This window comes from Yoonia sp. R2331, assembly GCF_041103235.1.
In the GTDB taxonomy this organism is placed as follows: domain Bacteria; phylum Pseudomonadota; class Alphaproteobacteria; order Rhodobacterales; family Rhodobacteraceae; genus CANMYO01.
This window is the reverse complement of record NZ_JBGCUN010000001.1, coordinates 1332609-1354916: the sequence shown is the minus strand read 5'-3', so window position 1 is coordinate 1354916 and position 22308 is coordinate 1332609. Positions and strand designations below refer to the sequence as shown.

20 protein-coding genes are annotated in these 22308 nt (G+C 60.1%); 11 read left to right on the top strand and 9 right to left on the bottom strand.

The genetic code is table 11. The features are described from left to right. The first annotated feature begins 139 nt into the window (after window positions 1-139). From AB3Y40_RS07015 to AB3Y40_RS07000, 4 genes are read left to right on the top strand one after another with little or no spacing between them, the layout of a single operon-like run. Window positions 140-295: a hypothetical protein gene (locus AB3Y40_RS07015; protein ID WP_369439662.1), complete on the top strand. Its 156-nt coding sequence runs from the start codon at window positions 140-142 to the stop codon at window positions 293-295. 2 nt (window positions 296-297) lie between these two features. Further along, window positions 298-1836, top strand: a complete 1539-nt coding sequence (locus AB3Y40_RS07010; protein ID WP_369438080.1) for a hypothetical protein — start codon at window positions 298-300, stop codon at window positions 1834-1836. Beyond that, entirely contained in the window at window positions 1833-2777 is a 945-nt protein-coding gene (locus tag AB3Y40_RS07005) for a site-specific tyrosine recombinase XerD (protein WP_369438079.1), read from the top strand. Before AB3Y40_RS07010 ends, AB3Y40_RS07005 begins: the two co-directional genes overlap by 4 nt. A gap of 52 nt (window positions 2778-2829) precedes the next feature. Then, window positions 2830-4131, top strand: coding sequence for an HlyC/CorC family transporter (locus tag AB3Y40_RS07000; protein WP_369438078.1), 1302 nt, complete (start codon window positions 2830-2832; stop codon window positions 4129-4131). Window positions 4132-4139: 8 nt separating this feature from the next. On the opposite strand, the gene AB3Y40_RS06995 is transcribed toward AB3Y40_RS07000, so the two are convergent. After that, complete coding sequence (locus AB3Y40_RS06995; protein ID WP_369438077.1) at window positions 4140-6188, bottom strand: putative bifunctional diguanylate cyclase/phosphodiesterase; 2049 nt, start codon at window positions 6186-6188, stop codon at window positions 4140-4142. A 41-nt stretch (window positions 6189-6229) separates the two neighbouring features. Then, window positions 6230-6862, bottom strand: coding sequence for a glutathione S-transferase family protein (locus tag AB3Y40_RS06990; RefSeq protein WP_369438076.1), 633 nt, complete (start codon window positions 6860-6862; stop codon window positions 6230-6232). Between the two features lie 314 nt (window positions 6863-7176). Between AB3Y40_RS06990 and AB3Y40_RS06985 the strand changes: the two genes are divergently transcribed. Beyond that, window positions 7177-8901 carry an adenosylcobalamin-dependent ribonucleoside-diphosphate reductase gene (locus AB3Y40_RS06985; protein ID WP_369438075.1) on the top strand — a complete coding sequence of 575 codons (1725 nt, stop codon included), beginning with the start codon at window positions 7177-7179 and terminating at the stop codon, window positions 8899-8901. Between the two features lie 14 nt (window positions 8902-8915). Continuing rightward, complete coding sequence (locus AB3Y40_RS06980) at window positions 8916-9149, top strand: hypothetical protein (protein ID WP_369438074.1); 234 nt, start codon at window positions 8916-8918, stop codon at window positions 9147-9149. Here the strand turns inward: AB3Y40_RS06980 and AB3Y40_RS06975 are convergent. Continuing rightward, window positions 9146-10684, bottom strand: coding sequence for a helicase HerA-like domain-containing protein (locus AB3Y40_RS06975; RefSeq protein ID WP_369438073.1), 1539 nt, complete (start codon window positions 10682-10684; stop codon window positions 9146-9148). The genes AB3Y40_RS06980 and AB3Y40_RS06975 overlap by 4 nt on opposite strands. Window positions 10685-11069: 385 nt before the next feature. On the opposite strand from AB3Y40_RS06975, the gene AB3Y40_RS06970 reads away from it, so the two are divergent. Further along, a complete protein-coding gene (locus AB3Y40_RS06970; RefSeq protein ID WP_369438072.1) occupies window positions 11070-11708 on the top strand; it encodes an invasion associated locus B family protein in 639 nt (212 codons plus the stop codon). Between the two features lie 62 nt (window positions 11709-11770). Here the strand turns inward: AB3Y40_RS06970 and AB3Y40_RS06965 are convergent, their stop codons facing one another. Genes AB3Y40_RS06965 through AB3Y40_RS06950 form a run of 4 tightly spaced genes read right to left on the bottom strand, consistent with a single transcriptional unit; the run spans window position 11771 to window position 15930 of the window. After that, window positions 11771-12979, bottom strand: a complete 1209-nt coding sequence (locus AB3Y40_RS06965) for a beta-ketoacyl-[acyl-carrier-protein] synthase family protein (RefSeq protein ID WP_369438071.1) — start codon at window positions 12977-12979, stop codon at window positions 11771-11773. Next, window positions 12979-13242 (bottom strand): acyl carrier protein, encoded by a 264-nt coding sequence (locus AB3Y40_RS06960; RefSeq protein ID WP_369438070.1) that lies wholly within the window; start codon window positions 13240-13242, stop codon window positions 12979-12981. Before AB3Y40_RS06960 ends, AB3Y40_RS06965 begins: the two co-directional genes overlap by 1 nt. Window positions 13243-13269: 27 nt before the next feature. Then, window positions 13270-14343: a UDP-3-O-(3-hydroxymyristoyl)glucosamine N-acyltransferase gene (gene lpxD, locus AB3Y40_RS06955; RefSeq protein WP_369438069.1), complete on the bottom strand. Its 1074-nt coding sequence runs from the start codon at window positions 14341-14343 to the stop codon at window positions 13270-13272. A 24-nt stretch (window positions 14344-14367) separates the two neighbouring features. Beyond that, on the bottom strand, window positions 14368-15930 hold the full coding sequence (locus AB3Y40_RS06950) for a L,D-transpeptidase family protein (RefSeq protein ID WP_369438068.1): 1563 nt from the start codon (window positions 15928-15930) through the stop codon (window positions 14368-14370). A gap of 379 nt (window positions 15931-16309) precedes the next feature. Here AB3Y40_RS06950 and AB3Y40_RS06945 point away from each other — a divergent pair, with 379 nt between their 5' ends. The 4 genes from AB3Y40_RS06945 (at window position 16310) to AB3Y40_RS06930 (ending at window position 21538) form a co-directional block, all read left to right on the top strand. Next, window positions 16310-16879, top strand: coding sequence for a YcbK family protein (locus tag AB3Y40_RS06945; RefSeq protein ID WP_369438067.1), 570 nt, complete (start codon window positions 16310-16312; stop codon window positions 16877-16879). A gap of 141 nt (window positions 16880-17020) precedes the next feature. Then, a complete protein-coding gene (locus tag AB3Y40_RS06940; protein ID WP_369438066.1) occupies window positions 17021-19606 on the top strand; it encodes a peroxidase family protein in 2586 nt (861 codons plus the stop codon). Window positions 19607-20369: 763 nt separating this feature from the next. Beyond that, on the top strand, window positions 20370-21137 hold the full coding sequence (locus tag AB3Y40_RS06935; RefSeq protein ID WP_369438065.1) for a hypothetical protein: 768 nt from the start codon (window positions 20370-20372) through the stop codon (window positions 21135-21137). After that, a complete protein-coding gene (locus AB3Y40_RS06930) occupies window positions 21134-21538 on the top strand; it encodes a hypothetical protein (RefSeq protein ID WP_369438064.1) in 405 nt (134 codons plus the stop codon). The genes AB3Y40_RS06935 and AB3Y40_RS06930 overlap by 4 nt, the downstream gene beginning before the upstream one ends. Before the next feature lie 173 nt (window positions 21539-21711). Here the strand turns inward: AB3Y40_RS06930 and AB3Y40_RS06925 are convergent, their stop codons facing one another. Beyond that, a complete protein-coding gene (locus AB3Y40_RS06925; protein WP_369438063.1) occupies window positions 21712-21978 on the bottom strand; it encodes a hypothetical protein in 267 nt (88 codons plus the stop codon). Next, window positions 21971-22159, bottom strand: a complete 189-nt coding sequence (locus tag AB3Y40_RS06920; protein ID WP_369438062.1) for a hypothetical protein — start codon at window positions 22157-22159, stop codon at window positions 21971-21973. The genes AB3Y40_RS06925 and AB3Y40_RS06920 overlap by 8 nt, the downstream gene beginning before the upstream one ends. Window positions 22160-22308 lie beyond the last annotated feature (149 nt).

The following is a 22308-nucleotide window of genomic DNA, read 5'->3' as shown; positions in this document are numbered from 1 at the left end:
CGCGACGCGCCCAGAAATTAGGCCGCACACCGCTTAGTTTCATTTTCTGCCCTTCAATGGCGTGATCTTGCGCAAAAGGCCATATATAACCCATGACAAACGGCATAAGTCCGAATGGCAGGCAGATTTTGGGGCAATCATGATGTGGCGTCTGATCAAGGCGATCTTCTTTCTGGGGCTACTGGCGGCGCTGGCGCTGGTGGCCTATGCTTACGTAGGGCCAATCTTTTTCCCTGCGGATTTTGCGGCCCCGAGTGTGGAGAACCGCGTGCCAGTGGTATTGGAAACGGACTGACGATGGCCCTGCGTGGCCCTGTTGCAGCACTTTGTATTCTGGCGGCCCCGCTTGCCGCGCAGGACGGATCGCCCCTGTCCGCGATTGACTGGCTTTCCCAATCGGTCGAGGCGGCAGCGCCTGCCGGCACGCAACCCCGCATGATCGACGAACCTCCCGTGGCTGACACGGCAGCCTCGCCAAACGTCACTGTCACTCTGCTCGACAGCCCCTCGCCCGATCCGGTAGGCCTGCTGACCAGCGCCACAACCGGCCTGCCCCGCAATCTCTGGTCAGGTTCCGCCGAAGAAACGCTCGTCACGCTGGTCCGCGCCGAAGCGATGCCCGGCCTGCCCGCTATGCAGGACTTTCTGACTGTGCTGATGCTGGCAGAGGCTGATCCCCCCTTGGGTGCCGGACCGCAAGGCGCGTTGTTTCTGGCTCGTGTGGACAAGCTGCTGGATCTGGGCGCTTTGCAACAGGCCCAGGCCCTGCTGGAAGAGGCTGACGCCAAATCACCGCAGATGTTTCGCCGCTGGTTTGACGTGGCCCTTCTGACCGGGACAGAGGACGCGGCCTGCAAAGTCATGCAGGACCGCCCAGCCATCGCGCCTACCCCGTCGGCGCGCATCTTCTGCCTTGCGCGATCCGGCGACTGGCCCGCAGCCGCACTGACCTTGAACACCAACCGTGTCCTTGGCGATATTTCCGACGAAGAAGAGGCCCTGCTGTCGCGGTTCCTTGACCCCGATCTGTACGAGGACGAAGCCGAACTCGGCCCACCCACACGTGTCAGCCCGCTGGTCTTCCGCATGCGCGAGGCGATCGGTCAGGCGCTCACAACGCCCAACCTGCCGCTGGCCTTCGCGCACGCCGATTTGCGCAGCACAACCGGCTGGAAGGCCCAGCTTGAGGCGGCGGAACGGCTCGCCCGCGCGGGCGCGCTGCCCGCCAACACGCTGCAAGCGCTCTACACCTCGCGTACCCCGTCCGCCTCAGGTGGCATCTGGGACCGCGTTGATGCCATGCAACAATTCGATGTGGCCATCCGCGCGGGCGACCCCGGCGCCGTGGCCATAGCCTTACCCGCTGCGTGGGAAGCCATGCGTAGCATCAAGGCCGAGGTCCCCTTTGCCCAGCTTTACGCAAGTGATCTCAACCGACTGCCCCTGACCGGCGCGGCGGCAGACCTCGCCCTGACCGTCGGCCTGCTCTCGCCTGATTATGAAACCATCGCGCGGGATGCGGATACCGCCGTGGGTGATCCCTTCCTGCGTGCAGTAGCACAGGGCCAACCGCAAGACGCTCCGGCCCGCTCTGCAATCGCGCGCGCGGTGCAGGCCGGGTTTGGCGATGCGATGGTGCCCGAACGGCTGGCGCGTCTGGCCCAGAACGGCCAACTGGGCGAGGCGCTGCTGCGCGCCAACGCCATCTTCAACGCAGGCGTCGCCGGGGACACAGGCGCTATGACCGATGCGCTGGCCTTCTTGCGCTCTGTCGGGCTTGAAGATGTGGCTCGCCGCGCGGCGCTGCAACTCTTGATCCTCGATCGTCCGACATGACCGTCGCCGACCGCCCGATGCCTCATTGGATTCAGACCTTCCTCGAAGCGCAGGCGGCCGAACTAGATGCCGCCACCAACACGCAACTGGCCTACGCTCGTGACTTGACGATCTTTGCGGACTGGCTGTCCCCCAAAGGCCTGCACTTTGCGACCCTGACCCAGGATGACGTCGAAAGCTTTCTGATCGCGTCTGAGGCCGAAGGCCTTTCTGCCGCCACCCGCGCCCGACGTCTGTCCGCGATCAAACAGCTTTTTCGCTTCGCGTTTGAAGAAGGCTGGCGCGACGCTAATCCCGCGATCCAGATCAAGGGGCCCGGCAAATCCAAAGCCCTGCCCAAAGTGCTGTCTGAACAAGAGGTCGCAGCCCTTTTGCAAGCCGCCCGCGCGCCGGGCAAATGGGCACTGCGCGACACCTGCCTGATGGAACTGCTCTACGCCACGGGCATGCGCGTGACCGAGTTGGTCACCCTGCCCCTGTCTTCGGTGCGCGGCGACCCTGCCATGCTGTTGATCCGCGGCAAAGGCGGCAAAGAACGCATGGTGCCACTGTCGCCGCCTGCCCGTGCGGCCATGGCGGCCTATCTGGCGGTCCGCGACGCCGAAGAAGATGCCGCGCGGCAGGCGGGCAAACGCCCTTCGCCATACCTTTTTGCATCGCGCGGAAAGGCCGGTCACCTGACCCGGCAGCGGTTCTTTACCCTGATCAAGGGCATCGCCCTGCGCGCAGGTGTAGCCCCTGACAAGGTCACGCCACATACACTGCGCCATGCTTTTGCCACCCATCTTCTGGCCCACGGCGCTGACCTGCGCGCAATCCAGACCATGTTGGGCCATGCCGATGTCGCGACCACGGAAATTTACACCCACGTGCTGGACGAACGCCTGACCGCACTGGTGATAGAGCATCACCCGCTGTCAAAAGCCGCGCGCAACACTTGAAGCAAGCCCATGGAAACCCCATAACCCTTGCAGTTGTAACAATAGGACCACGATGGAACCCTCCCTTTTTGATGCCGCCTTTTGGGTTACCGCTGGCGCCATCGCCGTTTTGCTTGTCCTCTCGGGCTTCTTCTCGGGCTCTGAAACGGCACTGACCGCTGCCTCGCGCGGGAAACTGCGGGCGAATGCCGACAAGGGGCACAAAGGGTCGCAACGTGCGCTCGACATCACCGAAGACAGCGAACGCCTGATCGGGTCGGTCCTGCTGGGCAACAACGTCGTCAATATTCTGGCCACTTCGCTGGCCACGGCGCTTCTGACCAAAGTCTTTGGTCAAAACGGTGTCGCCGCTGCCACCTTGATCATGACTCTGCTGGTGCTGATCTTTGCAGAGGTGCTGCCCAAAACCTATGCCATCACCAACCCCGAAACCGTGGCGTCCCGCGTGGCGCGTCCGATCGGCGTGGTGGTGTTCCTTTTTGCCCCGATCGTGCGCGTGGTGCGCCTGCTGGTACGCGGCGTGCTGGCGCTTTTTGGAGTGCGCACGGACCCAGATGGTAACATTCTGGCCGTCCGGGAAGAGATTGCAGGCGCTTTGCAGCTTGGCCACTCCGAAGGCATCGTCGAAAAGGAAGATCGTGACCGTATCCTTGGCGCACTTGACCTAAACGAGCGCGCGGTGGAAGAGATTATGCTGCACCGCTCGGGCATCGAAATGATTGATGCGGCCTTGCCCACCGCCGAGATTCTGCGGCTCTGTCTGGAAAGCAATCACACCCGTTTGCCTCTGTTTCAGGGCGATCCGGAGAACATCGTTGGCATTCTGCATGCCAAAGAACTGCTGCGCGCGACACAGCGGATGATGACCGATGGTGTGATGACGGCGGCAGAGCTTGATGCCTTCAACATCCTCGATGTGGCGATGGAACCCTATTTTGTGCCCGAAACCACAACCCTTGATGATCAGATGCGGCAGTTTCTGCGCCGCAAAACGCACTTTGCGCTGGTGGTTGATGAATATGGCACCCTGCAAGGTCTGATCACGCTCGAAGACATCCTCGAAGAAATTGTGGGCGAAATCGCAGACGAATTCGACATCGACGAAGACACCCAGGTGTCAACGACCGCCGACGGCGCCTATCTTGTTGACGGCAGCATGACGATCCGCGACCTGAACCGCGCGCATGATTGGCATCTCCCCGATGAAGAGGCGAACACCGTCGCCGGGCTGGTCATTCATGCTGCACAGATGATCCCGCTCGAAGGTCAGGTCTTTTCGTTCCACGGCTTTCGTTTTGAAGTGGTCGAAAAGGACGAGAACCGGCTTTCCCTGCTGAAGATCAAGCAGCTTTAGCGCGTTCCTCACGGCGGAGTGGCGCGCCCATCCAGATCCTCAACGACCTTCAGGAAGGCCTCTGGCGGGACCGGCCGCGACAAAAGATATCCCTGCGCCTGCTTGCAGTTTTGCGCGGCAAGCCAGGCGTATTGCTCTTCGGTTTCCACACCTTCTGCCACAGCCGTGGCCCCGATCTGGCGGGCCAGTGTCAGGATCAGGCTGATGATCGGTCCTGATTCCGGCAATCTGTCAACAAAGGACCGGTCGATCTTCAGGCATTTCAGTGGAAAGCGCGAGATGTAGGACAGGTTCGAATAGCCCGTGCCAAAGTCATCAATCGCGATGCGATAACCCATCTCGGTGATCTTCTTAAGCTTCTTGGCGATGCTGTGATGGTCACCGAACAGCACGTTTTCGGTGATCTCCAACTCGATCTTGCCGCGTGGGAAATCGGGCGCACGGGACAGATCGTAAAGCGTGCGCATCAGGCGTTTGTCATTAAATTGCCGGGGTGAGACGTTCAGCGACACCTCAAACTTGTGCCCGGCGCGGTGCCAGACAATCGCCTGAGCCACACCGATTTCCAGCACCTGCCGGCCAAGATCCTCGATCATGCCCGTTTCTTCGCAGATCGGTATGAACTTATCGGGCATGACCAGGCCGCGGGTCGGGTGCTGCCAGCGCGCCAGCCCCTCAACCGAGACAACATTGCCACGCCGCAAATCAACCCGTGGCTGGTAATGCAGAATGAACTGCCGGTTCTGCAAGGCTGCCTTCAATTCTTCTTCAATCAGATCTCGCTCGTGCGCAGCACGGCCCATTTCGTCATTGAAATGGGTGGCGCGGTCCCGGCCTGCCTGTTTCGCCCCGTAAAGTGCGATGTCCGCACGCCGCATCACATCGGTGAAATCGATTTGCCCAGGCGTGAATCGGGCGACCCCCATGCTGACCGTGGTGCTGATCCGTGTCGCGTCATGAAAGATCGGCCTTGCGATCGCGGCCTGCAATCTCGTGATCCGCTTGGTGACCATCTCGTCGTCTTCGACATCTTCCAGCAGCACCACAAATTCATCACCCCCAAGCCGGGTGATCATGTCGCGCCCGCGCAGAATTTCGCGGGCGCGCTGCGCGATGTTGCGCAACACCGTATCGCCCGCCTCGTGCCCGTGGCGGTCGTTGATCTGCTTGAATCGGTCCACATCAAAAAAGATGATCGCACAATCGGGTGGGTCGGGCAGCCCGGCAAGATAGGCCAGATGGTTTTGCAGATAAGACCGGTTATAGCAGCCGGTCAAAAGGTCCCGATCTGCAAGATAGCGGGCCTTGTCGCGCGCGACCTTCAACTCGCTCACGTCAATGGCTGTCACAAGGATCGCGGGTTTGCCGGTTGCCGCGTCCGAACAGGATTTGGCCGAGACATCAAACCAGCGCTGCCCATTGGCTGTCTTCACCTCTGTCACCAGCCGATGTTCGCCTGTCGCCGAAAGTGCGATCAGCAAATCAGCATAGTCTGCGGGATTAACAAAGAGGTTCTGAAAATCCTGTCCGCCATCGGGCAGCATATTGCGCGCGGCGGGGTTCATATAAAGGCTCGGGCCGTCCTGTCCCACCAGCAGGATCATCACGTCGGTGTGCAGCAGCGCCTCTGCGCTTCGGATATTCTCGGGCTCGTCTTCGGACCCTCCAACCGTTTCGCACAGCATCGCCATGCGACCATCCGCCAGCGTGTAACCTGAAAAGATCACCATCACGTTTTCAGGCGACCCATTGGGGTAAAGCGTCCACATCTCGGTAAAGGTGGCGGCACTTTCGACAAAGTCGCTCTGATATTGCTTCAGCCGCTTGGCAACGGTCGAAGACATGCCCTTCGCCATGTCTCGACTGCACAGTTCTTCCTCGTCTTTGGCCTGCCAAAGCCCGCAGGCGGCCTGGTTTGCCAAGACGACCCGCGAATGATCGATGTCATAGACCCACACTGCAACCTTTAGACGCCGCGCAACGGTAAACGCCCGATGATCCGCCTGTTGCGGATCAAACGCTTGGTCGTGCAGGTTCTGAACTGTCGCTGTTTTCATTCAGGTCATCTAATTCAGGCGCCACGCGCCCATCCTATCTGTCATGCCGCTCGCGCGTCTGTCTGGCCAAGTTCGTGCAACGGTCGGAAACCCGGCGTGCGGGCGACTGTATCAATCCATGTGGCGATTGCTGGATAGTCGGTCAGGGCTATCCCTGCTTCCTCGATCACGTGGACGTAGCCAAACATGGCAATGTCCGCGATGGAATACCCCCATTTCAGCATAAACTGACGGTCCGCAAGATGCGCATCAAGCCGTGTAAGCCCCGGTGCTGCCGCCGCCTGCCATGCCGCGATATCATCCGCCCGATTGGCCCGTTCGCTTGGCAAGATGGTGGTGAAAAACCGCGCAGGAGAGATGTAGGGTTCAAGTTTGGATTGCTCAAAGAACATCCACTGCAGCGCCTCGGCCCGGCTGGCGGCATCGGGCGGCATCAGATCGCGACCTTCAGCAAGGTGCCACAACATCGCGTTGCTTTCGCCAATGCCCTGCCCGGTTTCGGTCTGCAAATAGGGCACGACCCCCAAAGGATTGATGGCAAGATAGTCCGGAGATTTCTGTTCCCCTTTCAGCACATCGATCAGGGTCAATTCGAACGGTATGTCCAATTGATGCATGGCCAACCACGGCTTCATGCAGTTACCCGATCCCAAACACGCAAATAGTTTCATCATTCAAGGATCCCCTCGGTTGTGACGGGGATCTCGATAGAGCGTCGCCCTTAAGACGGTCCTAATGATGCAACGCAAATCTGAAACGAATTGCCGATAACTCTACAAATACAACTCTTTCGCTTTTTGTCCTCCGCCAGGTTTCGTTTCTCAAGTTGCCCGGTATTTGGACAATTCTGAAACAACCTATGCGAATGCGATGCGAAATACGTTGAATCTTTGACCTTCAACTCCATTTCTTTCCCAAGGTTAACAATTCCTTAAGGTTATTAGTTAATAATTCGTTAACATTTCTTAACAAATTGGGTGGGCCAATCATGTACGAAAGACAAAATGCGGCATCAGATAGTTATGTCTTTGCACAACCTATAGCAGAGCAAATCTGGCAGGACAAATATAAGTACACGACAGCCGCAGGAAACGTTGACCGTGCCTTGGGGGATACTTTTCACCGTGTTGCAAATGGTTTAGCCGCAATAGAACCTGAAAAATCGCGCCAGTTGGTCGCACAGGAATTCTACCACGCGATGCAAGACTTTCGGTTAATTCCGGCGGGGCGCATCCTGTCAGGTTGCGGAACAGAACGGTCCGTCACCCTGTCCAATACTTTTGTGATGCGCACTATTCCTGATTCGGTTGATGGCATCATGGACACGATCAAGGATGCCGCCAAAACCATGCAAATGGGCGGGGGCATTGGGTTCGACTTTTCCACGCTGCGTCCGCGCGGCTGGACGGTCAAGGGTCTGGACTGTCCGGCAGCGGGTCCGCTGGCGGCAATGGATATTTGTGACGCCGTTTGCAAAATGTTGGTTACTGGCATGGGGCGTGGCGCGATGATGGCGACGATGCGCTGCGATCATCCTGACATTATGGACTTTATCACTGCCAAATCCGACCGGACGCGCCTGCGTAATTTCAACGTTTCGGTCATGATCACAGATGATTTCATCGACGCGGTCAGCAAAGACGACGAATGGGATCTGATGTGGGACGGCCAGATCGTGCGCACGGTCAACGCGATGGACCTTTGGGATGCGATCATGCGCCAAACCTATGACACCGCCGAACCCGGCGTGCTGTTCATCGACCGGATCAACGAAGCCAATCCGTTGAACTATCTTGAGACAATCTCGGCCACCAATTCCTGTGCCGAACAGCCGCTGCCGCCCAACGGCACCTGCCCGCTGGCAGCCATCAATCTGGCGCAACTGGTGCTATCGCCGTTCACGCCAGAGGCGCGGCTTGATCTGATCACACTCCGGCGTATGGTGGGCACGGCGGTGCGCATGTTGGACAACACGCTTGATATCTCGCACTACGCCAACGACGCGCAACGGCACGAGGCGCTGTCAAAGCGCCGCATCGGCATCGGTGTCACCGGCGTCGCGGATGCAATCATCATGCTGGGGGCTGTCTATGGGTCGGCCAAGGCGGTGTTTCTGGTCGGCAGCTGGATGCAGGCGATACAAAACGCCGCCTACCTCGCCAGTGCAGAGCTTGCCCGCGAACGCGGTGCTTTCCCGTCTTACAATGCCAAGGCACATATGGCGCAGCCCACGATTCAAGCCCTCGACCCAGAGGTCGGTGCCGCCGTCGCAGCCTATGGATTGCGCAACGGAACGCTGACCACCATCGCGCCCACCGGCACCACGTCAATGTTTGCCGGCAATACCTCTTCGGGGATCGAGCCTGTCTTCGCCAATGCATACACCCGCACCATCACACGCCCCGATGGCCGAAAGGAGGACGAGCATGTCATGGACTATGCGGTTTGGCTTTACCGGCAAATGCACGGCCCCGACGCGCCATTGACGGATGCCTTTGTCACCGTCGCAGACCTTGAACCGCGCGATCATGTGCGGATGCAGGCCGCAGCACAACGCTGGGTCGATAGCGGCATTTCAAAGACCGTGAACTGCCCCGCCGACATCCCCTTCGACACTTTCAAGAATGTCTACCTAGAGGCCTATGCCTCCGGCTGCAAAGGGTGCACAACGTACCGACCCAATGATGTGACAGGATCGGTTCTGACCGCATGACGATGATGCAAACGATGAAAACGCTCACCCGGCGCGCCCTTGGCCGCGCCGGGGCCACATGGCCGCGCAATGATCTGCCTTGGACCGCAACGCATCGGCACAAGAAAGGCGGGCTTTACCGCCGTGTGGCGGATGCGGTGCTGGAATCCGACCGCTCTGCCGTGGTGATCTATGACGATAAAGACGGCACCATCTGGGTTCGGTCCAAGGGTGAATTCGAAGACGGGCGTTTCACACGCCTGCCCTAACGCCCCTTGAACAGCCCGCCCAAAATGCCGCGCACGATCCGTTTGCCGGTCGTGCCTTTCAGCTCTTTGACAACCACATTGGTGATCGCCTCACCCCAACCGCCGTCCGACGTTTTGCGCCGCGACGTACTGCGCCCCGTGCCGCCCCCATCATAGCGCCGCGCCTTCTTGAACTCGCGCAACTCCAGCTCAGCTGCTTCCTCTTCGGCTTCGGCCTTTTCGGCCTCTGCGGCGGCCTTGTCGGCCCGCGCGCGTAACATCTCAAACGCGCTCTCGCGGTCCAGCTTTTCGGCATATTTCAAACCCATCGGAGAGGCTTGCAGCATGGCGGCCCGCGCCGCGCTGTCCAATGGCCCCAGTTGCGACGAAGGCGGGCGGATCAATGTCCGCTCAACAATCATCGGCGACCCTTTGGCATCTAGCATAGAAGTTATCGCCTCGCCGGTGCCAACCTCCTGAATGGCCTCTGCTGTGTCAAAGGCCGGGTTCTCACGATAAGTTTCTGCCGCTTTGTTGAGGTCCTTGCGGTCCTTGGCCGTGAAGGCACGCAGCGCATGTTGCACCCGGTTGCCCAACTGACCCAACACATCATCAGGCACATCCGCCGGGTTCTGGGTGATGAAATAGACCCCAACCCCTTTGGACCGGATCAGGCGTGCCACTTGTTCTACTTTGTCCACCAGCGCCTTGGGCGCGTCGTCAAACAGCAGATGCGCCTCGTCGAAAAAGAAGACCAGCTTGGGCTTATCGGGGTTGCCGACCTCTGGCAGTTCCTCAAACAGCTCTGACAGCAGCCACAGCAGGAACGTGGCATACAGCTTCGGGCTCGCCATCAACTTGTCAGCGGCCAAAATGTTCACCGCACCGCGCCCGTCTGTATCCGTGCGAATAATGTCAGCCAAGTCTAGCGCAGGCTCCCCGAACAGCTCATTGCCGCCTTGGTTTTCGATCACCAGCAACTGCCGCTGAATGGCCCCGACCGAAGAGGCCGCAACATTGCCATAGCGCAGCGACAGGTCTTTGGCGTTCTGCCCAACCCAGACCAACAAGGCCTGCAGGTCCTTGAGATCAAGCAGCGGCAGCCCCTCTTCATCCGCCACGCGGAAGGCCACGTTCATCACGCCCTCTTGCACATCCGTCAGCTCTAGCAGACGGCTCAATAACAGCGGTCCCATCTCAGCCACAGTGGCGCGGATCGGATGACCTTGCTGGCCGAACAAGTCCCAAAAGGTGACCGGAAAGGCGCTATATTGCAGATCAAGCCCGATGGTGCCCGCGCGCTTCATGAAAGCATCGTGCAACTTGAAGGTCTCACTGCCCGATGCGGCCAGCCCCGACAAATCCCCTTTGACGTCCGACAGGAACACAGGGACACCCGCCGCCGAAAACCCCTCTGCCAAGATTTGCAGCGTGACCGTCTTGCCGGTGCCGGTGGCGCCCGCGATCAACCCATGCCGGTTGGCCTTGTCCAGCAACAACTGCTGCGGCTCTGCATAATCTGGGCCACCGCCACCGATAAAGATACTGTCGGACATGCTGCCCCTCCCCCATTTTTGGCTAAAATACATTCTTAACCAATCCATGCCAGAGTAATCGCGCCTGCTTCCCCAAATGTCCCCCGGGGTTGTGGGCACCATTCTCCCTGTCAGACTGGCCGCGCCTTTGGTGCGGCCTTTTTTTCGCCACAGGGCCACCACCCCGCCGCGTCCCAAATTGTGATCGAAACCCTGTTGACGGCGCGCAGGGCGGCGGCTAGCTTGCGCTCAATTAGTCGGCCAAGTCCGACAGGGAGAATGGGAAAGGGGTCCGCTTGCGGGCCCTTTTCTCGTTTTTGCCTGCTCCCGCCGATGTGACGAATTCGGACCTGACATGGTCTGAAAGCCGTGCTAACCCGGTGCCCAAATCAATATGGAGCATGTGATGCAAAGCATCTTGAAACCGTTTGTGCTTGGCCTGTCGTTGCTGGCCGCCCTTCCTGCGATTGCGCAGGAAACCACCACCGAGACAGAGACTGACGCAGAACCGGCACCACCCGCAGGCAGCACCGCCGCGGACCTCAGCCTTGGTGAACCGGTCAACGCCGAAACCCTTGCCGGATTGCAGCCGGGTGCACCTTATATTCTGGAAGAATTTGGCGACTGGGCACTGCGCTGCCTCAAAGCACCCGAAGGACAAAACGACCCTTGCCAACTGTATCAACTGCTGCTGGATGCAGACGGCAATGCCGTCGCAGAGATGAGCATGTTTCCCCTGCCCCCCGGTGGTCAGGCTGCGGCTGGTGCGACCATCGTTGTCCCACTTGAAACCCTGCTGACACAGCAATTGACCCTGTCGGTTGATGGCGGTCAGGCACGCCGCTATCCGTTCACGTTCTGCAACGCCGCGGGCTGCGTCGCCCGCGTCGGCTTTACCGCAGACGAAATCGCGCAGTTCAAACGTGGCAATGCCGCCAAGCTGCGCCTCGTCCCGGCCGCAGCCCCCGATCAAGAGGTTCTGCTGGATGTGTCTTTGACCGGGTTCACAGCTGGTTTTGACGGCGTCGTGAACGTCGAAGAATAAGCGCAACACCAAAAAACAATGGCCGCCCCAACCGGGCGGCCTTTTGCGTTTCTGGGGTCGGCTTACGCCCGGCGCAACGCCAGAACGGCATTTAACCCGCCAAAGGCAAAGGCGTTGGACAGCACCACATCAACCTCAGCCTCGCGCGCTTCATTGGGCACCACATCCAGCGCGCATTCCGGGTCCGGCTCTTCATAGTTGATCGTAGGCGCGATGACGCCGTCGCGCAGCGCCATGATACAGGCCAGCAATTCCACAGCACCCGTGCCGCCAATCAAATGCCCATGCATGGATTTGGTCGATGACATCATCAGCCGGTCCGCATGTGCCCCGAAGACATCGGCTACTGCTGCACATTCGGTCTTGTCATTGGCCGCCGTGCCGGTGCCATGCGCGTTGATATAGCCCACCGCATCTTTTGCCACGCCCGCGTCCGCAATCGCACCTGCGATGGCCCGCGCCGCCCCTTGCTTGGAGGGCATCACAATATCAGAGGCGTCGGAAGACATCGCAAACCCCGCCACCTCGCACAAGATATCTGCACCGCGCTTGATCGCATGGTCGCGGTCCTCAAACACAAAGACCCCGGCGCCTTCGCCCTGCACCATGCCGTTGCGTGTGGCACAGAACGGACGGCAGGCATCGCGGCTCATCACCCGCAGCCCTTCCCAGGCCTTGATCCCGCCAAAGCACAACATGGATTCCGACCCACCTGTGACCATCACATCAGCCATACCGCTGCGGATCATGTTGAACGCCTGCCCCATCGCGTGGTTGGACGAGGCACAGGCCGTGGCCACCGTGAAAGACGGTCCGCGCAGGTTCCACTCCATCGACACATGGCTGGCGGCGGCATTGTTCATCAGCTTGGGCACAATAAACGGATGCACCCGGTTCTTGCCCTCTTCGTAAACCGCGCGGTAGTTTTCATCCTGCGTGTTCAATCCGCCACCGGACGTGCCAAGGATCACACCGGACCGGTCCGCCAAACGCCCGGTAAACTGCAAGCCCGCCGCATCCAGCGCCTGCCGTGCGGCCAGCAAGGTGAACTGCGTGAACCGGTCATAAAGTGCGATTTGCTGGCGGTTGAAATGCGCCTGTTCGTCATAGTCGCGCACCTGCCCGCCGATCTGGATCGACAGACGATCCACATCGCGGATGTCCAGCGGTCCGATGCCGCAGCGCCCCTCGCGCATCGCTTCAAAGGTTGCAGGCACATCGCTGCCAAGCGGGTTGATCGTCCCTGCCCCGGTCAAGACCACACAGCGCATCAGCCTTTGCCCTGCTCCGCGATCAGGGCTTCGACGGCGGTGATAATTGCGGCGACGGATGAGACATCAAATTTGCTGTCTTGCGGCGCGTTGGCGTTAAACGGCACCGAAATGTCAAAGGCCTCTTCGATGGCGAAAATGCTCTCCACAAGCCCCATGCTATCAATGCCCAGGTCGTCCAACCCGTTGTCCAGCGCCACGTCCGATGGCTCCAGCAAGGCTTGCTCGGCAAGAATTGCGATCACCTGATCTTTGACGTTCATAACGGCCTCCGGATGTCTGACGCTGATTTAGTCATTCTGACCGGGCTTTGAAACACCTTTCTGACGCAGCACCGCCTGACGCGTGGCTTTCAATTGCGCGCGGTAGCTTGGCATCGGTTGCGCGGGATACCCCATCATGAACTGCCCCGCCTCGACGGTGCTCAGCACCACGGCAGCACCGCCCACGACAACATCCGCACCGACGGTGATATTGTCTTTTACGCCGGATTTGCCGCCCAGCACGACGCGGTCGCCAATGCGGGCAGACCCGGCCACCGCAGCCTGCGCACACAGCACACAATCTTCGCCCAACACCACGTTATGGCCGACCTGCACAAGGTTATCGATCTTGGTGCCGCGCCCCACCGTGGTGGCACTGATCGTGCCTGCATCAATCGTGCTATTGGCACCCACCTCCACATCATCGCCCACAACCACGCTGCCCAGCGAATGGATCCGATGCCGCACGGCATCGTCGGGCGGGTCAAGCGGCGCCCGCCCCATCCCCTGAAACGCGCGTTCCTCATTCGATGGCCCCGCTGTCACGAAGGAAAATCCATCAGCCCCAATGACCACATTGGGTTGCAGGATGCAGCGGTCGCCAATCTGCACAGCGCGTCCCAGCCGAACGCCCGCGAAAATCTGACAGGTGCGGCCCACCTTGACCGCCTCGGCCACGGTCACATGGGCGTCAATCCATGTACCTGCGCCAATTTCCGCGCCCGGCCCGATCACACTGAACGGGCCAATGCTGACATCGCGCCCGATGGTGGCGCTGTCGTCGATCAAAGCCGTCGGATGGATGCCGGTCACCGCGCGGGGCGCGTCAAAAGCTTGCGTCAACTGCGCCATCGCCAAGCGCGCGCGTGGCACTTCGATTGCGGCCTCAAGCCCCAGCGCGCGCCAGTCCGCACCGGGCCAGACAAGGGCCGCACGCGCCCGGCTCAGCCCCAGCGGCTCGCTCCATTTCGGGGTCATGGCAAGGGCCAGATCGTCCTCTGCCGCCAAGGCAGGCTCTGCTGGCCGGCGCACCGGCAGTTCCGCATTCCCCAGCGCCTCTGCGCCAAGTGCTGTGGCAATATCCCTGACTGTAAGGCCCATGTCTTTCCCCGCTTGGGGAAAGACTTAGCCGCGAACGGCCCGCACCGCCACCCCTTCGCGCGCCAGCGCCGACCAGATCTGTGCGTCCCGGCCATAGATGTCGCGGCGGAATTGCAGATCACCCGTCACATTGGTGAATGCCGTGCGATAGACCAGATGTACCGGCACCGGAACGTCCAGATTGACCCGGCTTTCCGATCCGGAATTCAACCGCCGCTGAAAGAACCCCTTGGGATCGCTTTCCTGCTTGGCCAGCAGCGCATAGGCAAAATCGAACGGGTCGTTCAGACGGATGCAACCGTGGCTAAATGCCCGGACCTCGCGGCCAAACAGGCTTTTGGCGGGGGTGTCGTGCAGATAGATGTTGTAGCGGTTCGGGAACATGAACTTGACAAGGCCAAGTGCGTTGCGCGGGCTGGGCGGTTGCCGCATCGAAAACGGAAAGTTTCGCGCGTTGTAGCGGTTAAAGTTCACCGCACCCCGGTTCACCTCGCGGCCATTGCGATCCGTGATTTTCAGATGACTGACCGCCCCGGGGTTGCGCTGCAACTGCGGTAGATATTCCTTGGTCACGATGGACCGTGGCACGTACCAACTGGGGTTGATGACCATAAACTCCATGACATCGGAAAACTCCGGGCTTTGGCGGTCGGAATCATTGGCCCCGATGACAGAGCGGGTCGAGAATGTGACCCGGTCATAGTCAACCACATGCGCCGTGAAATCGGTCAGATTGACCCAGATATGACGGTCGCCGCGCGGCTGGTTGATCCAGCGCTCACGCTCCATCGCCACGATCACCGCCTGCATCCGCCGTTCCATCGTTACATTGACCTGCCGCATCGTGCCTTGCCCGGCGGTTCCATCCTCTTCCAGCCCATGTGCGGCTTGAAAGCGGCGCACCGCGTCGGTCAGGTCTCGGTCATAGTCGGGCGAAGCGGTGCGCCCCAGAAAACCCATCGCGATCAAACGGTTGCGCAACTCAATGACCGCAGCCCCGCTGTCGCCAGGCTTCAGGCTGCCAGCCGATACCGACGGCCCCCAACCACCTTCGGCCAGCATCCGCTCCAGCCGCAGCTTTTCGCGCATCAGGCGGGTGTACTCAGGGCTCGAGGGCGGCAGGCTGCGCAGATACCCATCGGGATTCGCACGGGCGAAATTGGTCAAGGTCTCCAGCCGGTCGCGGTACGGCACCTCGCGTTTGATGGCAGACACCACCTGTGCGGGTTTCAGAATACCGGTCTGAACGTCGCGGGCATACTGCAGGAACAACCGTGACAGGATGACTTCCATCTCGCCGCGCTCTGCTGGCGTCCGCGCTTGCCGCATCTGGTCCATCAGCGCGTCAACATCATAACGGCTGGCAGGCAGGCCGTGCGCCTCTGCATCGGCAAAGGCACCCAGAAGCGCGTTGCGGCGCGCCTGCGATGTGGCGTCAGCACCCGTCCAGATCCCCGCAAATTCGCGCGCCCGGTAGAACGCCGCCAAATCCTCGTCGCGGGCGGCTGTCTCGGCCACCGCCTGGCGGAATGCTGTCACCTGCGCTGCGGCAGGCGTTGCGACCGACAACAAGGAAACACAGAACATGGCGCAAAAAACCGCCCAAAACGACCGTCTTATGGAAACAAACAAATCAGATCCTCAATTTCATACTGGCAACCGGTTCAGCAGCGAACCTTTGATGCCACTTCATGTCGTGGCACCCCGTCTTGTCTAATCACAAATGCGGGGGGTCACCATTCGGCAGCAGCCTGTTGCGCCCGTGCATTTGCAAATCGGCCACAGTCGGAACTGATCAAATTTTGCGCAGATTCTCGCCGATTTGGAGTTGGTTAACAAAGATTCCCTAAGAAAAGCTTGGCCGCGGAATCCCATCGTGGCATAAAGCCGGTGCATCTGGGGATGAGATGGCAACGGCGTGTAGGCAAACACGCGACAATTGGGCGACGGGACAGGCGCTTTACAGATGGCAAAACTGAACTCTACGGGTATCACTCGGCGTGGGCTTTTGGGTGCGTTCGCAGCCACCGCAATCACTGCCGCACCAACATTCTCCAATGCAGCTGGCTTCTTGCGCGGCGGCGGCGACATCCGCCGCATTCGTATGTTCTCGGGCCGCACCGGCGAACGGCTGGACACGATTTACTGGATCGAAGGCCAGTACATCGGTGAGGCCGTGAACGAGGTGAACAAATTCATGCGCGACTGGCGCACCGGGCAAGCCATCCAGATGGACACCCGCACGATCGACATCATGGCCGCCGCACACCGCCTGATGGATGCAGACGAACCCTACATGTTGCTGTCAGGCTACCGCTCACCGCAGACCAACGCGATGTTGCGTAGCCAGTCATCTGGCGTGGCCCGAAATTCCCTGCACATGAAAGGCAAGGCCGCAGACCTGCGCATTTCGGGTCGCTCTGTCAGCCAGATGGCCCGCGCCGCGGCCTCTTGCCGTGCAGGTGGCGTTGGCCGCTACTCGGGCTCAAATTTTGTGCATATGGACTGCGGTCAGGTCCGCACCTGGGGCCGCTAAGCCGTCACTGTCCTTGTATCGTGATCAATCCGGCGGGCCATGGCCCACCGTTTTCGTTTGCGCAACAGCCCGTCAAAGCATGGCTAGCCAGCGTAGCAACTGCCTGTCACAACACGGATATCCTTGTTCTGACCAGTTGCCATGCCCACGCTTGAAACCCCTCAACAGCAAATCCGCCTGACCGAGGCCAGTGATGCCAACGGCGGCGGCACCAGTCCTGATGCCATTTCCAGCGCGCTTTTTGATCAAGACGCCGACATGCCTAACAGTGCGGGCCTGTCGAACCTCTTTGTCGCCTGGGGCCAGTTTCTAGATCACGACATCACGCTGTCGCCTGAATCCGAAACCGAAACGCTGACCCAAGGCAACACCACGATCCACCGCTCTGAATTTGAGCTTGATGAAGACGGCAACCGCGTCCCTCTCAACGCGATCACCTGGGCCATCGACGGCAGCCAGATCTACGGCTCGACCGAGCCGATGACTGACTTGCTGCGTGGTGATTACGGGCATCTCCGCATGGGAGAGGATCAATGGTCCGACATGGGTCTTTTGCCCAAGGATCACGCCAACCTAATGGCAGGCGGCGGCCAGTGCCCCTTTATGGCAGGCGACGTGCGCGCCAATGAAAACCCCGCGCTGAACGCCATGCACACGCTGATGGCGCGCGAACACAACTATTGGGCTGACCGGCTCGCCGAAGAGCACCCCGACTGGACCGACGATCAGGTCTTTGACGGCGCGCGCCAGATCGTTGAATTTGAACTCCAGCAAATCACCTACAACGAATGGTTGCCGCATCTGGCGGGTGACACCGTAAGCGATCACACCGGCCATGACCCCGACGCCGATGGACAAATCTCGGTCGAGTTTTCGACCGCCGCCTTCCGCTTTGGGCATACGATGGTGTCCTCCACGATCCCGTCGATGAACGAAGACGGCAGCACCGGTGAAGCGGGCGATATGGCCATTCAGGACGTGTTCTTTGACGCCGACCCTTTGCGCACAGGCGGTATTGACGACATCCTGCGCGGTCAGGCCGCCAGCCACGCGCAAGAGGTGGATACCAAGGTCGTCGACGACCTCAATTTTGCGCTTTTCAACGACAATGGCGCGAATGGGCAAAGCCTTGTGGCCTTCAACCTTTTGCGCGGTCAGGACCACGGCTTGCAAAGCTACGTCGACACACGCGCCGCCCTTTTGGGCGACATCGACCCTGCCACGCTCGATCCCGGCGATTTCAGCATCATCACCGCCGACCCTGCCCTACAGGCCGAACTGGCAGCCGTCTATGACACCGTCCACGATGTTGACCTCTGGGTCGGCGGACTGGCAGAGGATGCGCTGCCCGACACCCAGATGGGCCCGATTTTCACCTATGTCATCACCGATCAATTCGACCGGATTCGCGCAGCTGACGAAACCTTCGGCCAGCTTGATCCGGGCCTTGGCGAGGCGATCCTGACAGAAGTCCAGAACAGCACACTGTCGGACATCATCCTGCGCAACACCCAGATCGACATGCTGCAGGACGATCCCTTTGTGATGGCCCCCCGTGGCCTGACCGATGTGGCGGCCATGGATGGCACCGAAAACGCCGACGTCTTGAACGTCTTCGCCCAGAACATCCTTGGCGCGCTGACCACAGGTGCAGGCAACGACACCGTCACCCTCGTCGGGGGGAGCCGTGTGGGCGATGGCGTGGACCTTGGGCCGGGCCACGATACATTCGCGATGTCGAGTGGAAGCATCAACGGCTGCATCGATGCAGGCGAAGGCCGCGACACGATTCTGCTCTCGGGCGAAGCGACCGTTGACGCCATCGCCACCGGCAATGGCAAGGACAGCGTGACCCTGACCGAAGCCGCCTTTGCCGGCAAGATCACCACAGCCAACGGCAAGGACTATGTCAGCATCGCGGGCCGCGCGGGTGCCGACCTGATTGACACGGGCAATGGCAAGGACAGCATCACGCTGGGACATGGCGCAAATGTGGGGCTCGTCGATGGCGGCAGCGGCAAGGACAGCCTGACCGTGACAGGCGGCCGCTACCGGATCGACTGGCAAGACAATGACCCACACAGCGGCGCGGGCCGGGTTGTCTACCTCAACAAGGACGGGTCAGAAACCGGCAAGGGCACTGATTTCGTCAACATCGAAACCGTGACCTGTTTCACCCCCGGCACCCGGATCATCACCGCGACAGGTGCTGTTGCGATCGAAGACCTCTGCGCAGGCGACCGCATCTATACGCTTGATGGTGGCCTGCAACCGCTGCGCTGGGTGGGCCGCACCACTGTGCTTGCCCAAGGGCCGCACGCTCCGGTGCGCATCCAATCCGGCGCCCTCGGCAACGCCCGCACGATGGAGGTCTCGCCGCAACACCGCATGATGCTGTCGGACTGGCGCTGCGATGTGGTCTGCGGCACGGATGAGGTTCTGGCCCCTGCCCTGCACCTGTTGAATGACTGCACCATCACCCGCCGCACCGGCGGCACGGTGGACTACATTCACCTGCTGTTTGACGACCACCAGATCGTCTTTGCCGATGGCATCCCGTCCGAAAGCTTCCACCCCGGCCCGCGCGGGATCGCCGCGATGCCCGATGCCACCCGCGCCGAACTCCTGTCGCTCTTTCCGCAGCTGGCCGCCGACCTCGACAGCTTCGGCCCCGCCGCACGCTACTGCGCCCGCGCGCATGAGGTCCGTGTGATCACCGGGCTCTGACTGCCCAAACCCCGAATTCGCGATGCTCAATCTTCGGCCTCGATCCCAGCAGTATCCTGAAACGCATCAACGTACCATGTCGCGCAGCCCCACCCGGATCGTCGCGGTTGTCAAACCCGGATCACCCGTCCGCCACACCTGCGGTTACGCCGGCTTTGCGGACGAAACTGCCGTCCACCTAACGCGTAACAAATCAGCCCAAAGTGCCACCGTCCGGCGCAAGTCCGGGCACGGCCCGACCTCCCCCAGGAGGGCCGTATTCGACCCTTGCAAGCAGCATGACGGCGTACTTGTGGCGATGCCCCGCGCCACGGGACCGTCGCAGATGCCCTCCAGGTCGGGCCGCACCCGGACTTGGCTTGATGTTCCGCAGGACCCCGTCCTAACCTTCGCTGCGATCCGCCCGAAGGTCAAAACACGAGGGCTCGGATTTGGATTCATCCCCGGACAGGAGAATCAAAGTCCCCAACGTTCAACACATGAAATTGGCGGTCCGTAGAGGACGACGCAAAGCTATTCCTTTCAACGGCTTACGGCGTTAACCTCACCAAGAATGGCCTTATAGGTTTCAATGACTTACGGGGCGAAGTGTTAACTCGGAACCAGCGCGCGCTTTTGTGTAAACGAAGCCGCCCCCACGCAACCTACTGCAAAACGCACCATGGCGCGCTTCTTGCACAAGCCCTGACTGGCGTTTTCGCAGCCTATTCCGGTTCACGCCAGTTCGGCGAACCGGGGAACACTTCGCAAAAGGAGAGATGAGATGGGCAAATCCCTTGGGACTGTCATAAGCCTGTTTGACCATAGTGGCACCGCTGTCGCGCCGTGGGCTGCCGCAGGCTATGATTGCTACTGCCTGGACATCCTGCACGAAACCTATCTGACAGACGGAAACGTCACTTTCATTCCCGCCGATCTTGACCCCGGCGCGGGCGGATGGATGGCCGTCGCCAGCATCATGCGGCACGCCAAGGGACGGAAAGTCTTGTTTGCGTGGCCACCGTGCGATGACCTCACCGGCTCTGGCGCAAAGCACTTTGAGCGCAAACGCAAGTCCGATCCGGGCTTTCAGCTGCGGGCTGTCCGTCGCGCAACGCTCGCCGACGACATGGCGCGTGAGCATGGTTTCAGGTCATTGATTGAAAACCCAATCGGAAAGCTTTGCACGATGTGGCGCAAGCCTGATGTGATCTGGAACCCTAGCGATTTCGGGGGATACCTGCCGCCCGATGATGTGCACCCAACTTGGCCCAAATACATCGCGGCACGGGATGCCTACCCCAAGAAAACCGGGGCGTGGATTGGCGGGGGATTTGTCTGGCCCGAACAAAAGCCAGTGGTCCCAGAAATCCTTGAGCGTGTGACAAAGTCGGGCCGCACGATCAGGGGATCACGGCAATTCATGTATCTTGGCGGGTCGTCGCGCAAGACCAAGGAAATTCGGAATTTGACGCCGCGTGGAGCCGCACAAGCGTTTTTTGAGGCCAACGCCCCCACCCGCCCCGGCGATAGAGAAGGAGTGCGCGAATGAGTGATGCACCGGAGAGAATTTGGATAGGACCGTATACGGGTGACTGGCAGAGCAAGGACTATGACATCTCTGTTGGCGAGCCGTTTGGTGACGGTATGGAGCAGGAATACATCCGCGCCGATCTGGCGCGCCCAAAGGTCAAGCCGCTGGTGTGGGGGCAAAATGGATCGATCGGGTCTCTTTGGTCCCCCTTCAACCTCTGGGGCGGTTTCTCCGCTCACTACACAATTGACGAAACGCGACCTGGATATTCAGAAGTCTCATTCGGCATTACGTGTCACGAGTTTGGCGACAGTGTGGTCTGGTTTGGCCCATCAAGTCTGGCCAAATCTGCCGCTCAAGCTGACTACGAAGCCCGTATCCTGTCCGCCCTCACTGATCCCCCGGCAGCTTCCGAATGATCCGCACGCCGTATCCGTCTGCCCTCACGGACGCACCGCATTCCTTGCAGCGTGCCTTGGCGGCGATCTGGGCCACTGTGGCGTCCTGTGGGAGGGTGTTGCAGTCCAGACCCGCGCTATGGCCGTTCTCGAATCAAGGTGCAGCGTGTGGTCGCGGAGGGTGGATAGGAGGGTCAGCCCTTGGCCTCCCCTGTGTGGTCTAAGGAACTCTGATTGGCCCTAATCTTGGCAAGGTGCCAGGACCAAGGGTTTTCGGGTGGCAAGTGCGAAGAAAGAGCCTCGGCCTCGATCCGCATCACGTCCTTGAAGTTCAGCAAGCGTTCTGTCCCCGCTTCGTCGTCAACAAGTCGCCCGCCCGCATACAGACGCCGCCGATCCAACGGGTCCGGCGGTCCGAAATAGCACATGTGGTTGAAGGAACTTGCGACCAACTCAGCCATCGCCCGCCTCCTTTTCTGACACCCACTCAATACGACAGTCAGCGCCGCCCCCATAAAAACCCCACTCGTCGTGGAATTGCTGGGCTGTGGCGTAATTGCAGGCGTGGTCATCATTGAAGCCGATGGTTAGCGACGAAAACTCACCATCCAGCAAACCCTTTAGAATTTCGGGATCAGTCATCAGCCTTGCCCCTCTCAGACAAATACGCGAGCCCCCGGTCACCCACCTTATGAGGTTTCCAGATCATCACCCGATCTCCAGCACGGGCGCGACGACCAAAAGCGGTGTATAGCCCCGGCCCGCGAAACCTGCAAATAAGTCTTGTGAAA

Bases quoted from the DNA above. Each gene is read 5' to 3' on its own strand.
- AB3Y40_RS07015 (WP_369439662.1), top strand. From the start codon at position 140: ATGATGTGGCGTCTGATCAAGGCGATCTTCTTTCTGGGGCTACTGGCG.
- AB3Y40_RS07010 (WP_369438080.1), top strand. From the start codon at position 298: ATGGCCCTGCGTGGCCCTGTTGCAGCACTTTGTATTCTGGCGGCCCCG.
- AB3Y40_RS07005 (WP_369438079.1), top strand. From the start codon at position 1,833: ATGACCGTCGCCGACCGCCCGATGCCTCATTGGATTCAGACCTTCCTC.
- AB3Y40_RS07000 (WP_369438078.1), top strand. From the start codon at position 2,830: ATGGAACCCTCCCTTTTTGATGCCGCCTTTTGGGTTACCGCTGGCGCC.
- AB3Y40_RS06995 (WP_369438077.1), bottom strand. From the start codon at position 6,188: ATGAAAACAGCGACAGTTCAGAACCTGCACGACCAAGCGTTTGATCCG.
- AB3Y40_RS06990 (WP_369438076.1), bottom strand. From the start codon at position 6,862: ATGATGAAACTATTTGCGTGTTTGGGATCGGGTAACTGCATGAAGCCG.
- AB3Y40_RS06985 (WP_369438075.1), top strand. From the start codon at position 7,177: ATGTACGAAAGACAAAATGCGGCATCAGATAGTTATGTCTTTGCACAA.
- AB3Y40_RS06980 (WP_369438074.1), top strand. From the start codon at position 8,916: ATGAAAACGCTCACCCGGCGCGCCCTTGGCCGCGCCGGGGCCACATGG.
- AB3Y40_RS06975 (WP_369438073.1), bottom strand. From the start codon at position 10,684: ATGTCCGACAGTATCTTTATCGGTGGCGGTGGCCCAGATTATGCAGAG.
- AB3Y40_RS06970 (WP_369438072.1), top strand. From the start codon at position 11,070: ATGCAAAGCATCTTGAAACCGTTTGTGCTTGGCCTGTCGTTGCTGGCC.
- AB3Y40_RS06965 (WP_369438071.1), bottom strand. From the start codon at position 12,979: ATGCGCTGTGTGGTCTTGACCGGGGCAGGGACGATCAACCCGCTTGGC.
- AB3Y40_RS06960 (WP_369438070.1), bottom strand. From the start codon at position 13,242: ATGAACGTCAAAGATCAGGTGATCGCAATTCTTGCCGAGCAAGCCTTG.
- lpxD (WP_369438069.1), bottom strand. From the start codon at position 14,343: ATGGGCCTTACAGTCAGGGATATTGCCACAGCACTTGGCGCAGAGGCG.
- AB3Y40_RS06950 (WP_369438068.1), bottom strand. From the start codon at position 15,930: ATGTTCTGTGTTTCCTTGTTGTCGGTCGCAACGCCTGCCGCAGCGCAG.
- AB3Y40_RS06945 (WP_369438067.1), top strand. From the start codon at position 16,310: ATGGCAAAACTGAACTCTACGGGTATCACTCGGCGTGGGCTTTTGGGT.
- AB3Y40_RS06940 (WP_369438066.1), top strand. From the start codon at position 17,021: ATGCCCACGCTTGAAACCCCTCAACAGCAAATCCGCCTGACCGAGGCC.
- AB3Y40_RS06935 (WP_369438065.1), top strand. From the start codon at position 20,370: ATGGGCAAATCCCTTGGGACTGTCATAAGCCTGTTTGACCATAGTGGC.
- AB3Y40_RS06930 (WP_369438064.1), top strand. From the start codon at position 21,134: ATGAGTGATGCACCGGAGAGAATTTGGATAGGACCGTATACGGGTGAC.
- AB3Y40_RS06925 (WP_369438063.1), bottom strand. From the start codon at position 21,978: ATGGCTGAGTTGGTCGCAAGTTCCTTCAACCACATGTGCTATTTCGGA.
- AB3Y40_RS06920 (WP_369438062.1), bottom strand. From the start codon at position 22,159: ATGACTGATCCCGAAATTCTAAAGGGTTTGCTGGATGGTGAGTTTTCG.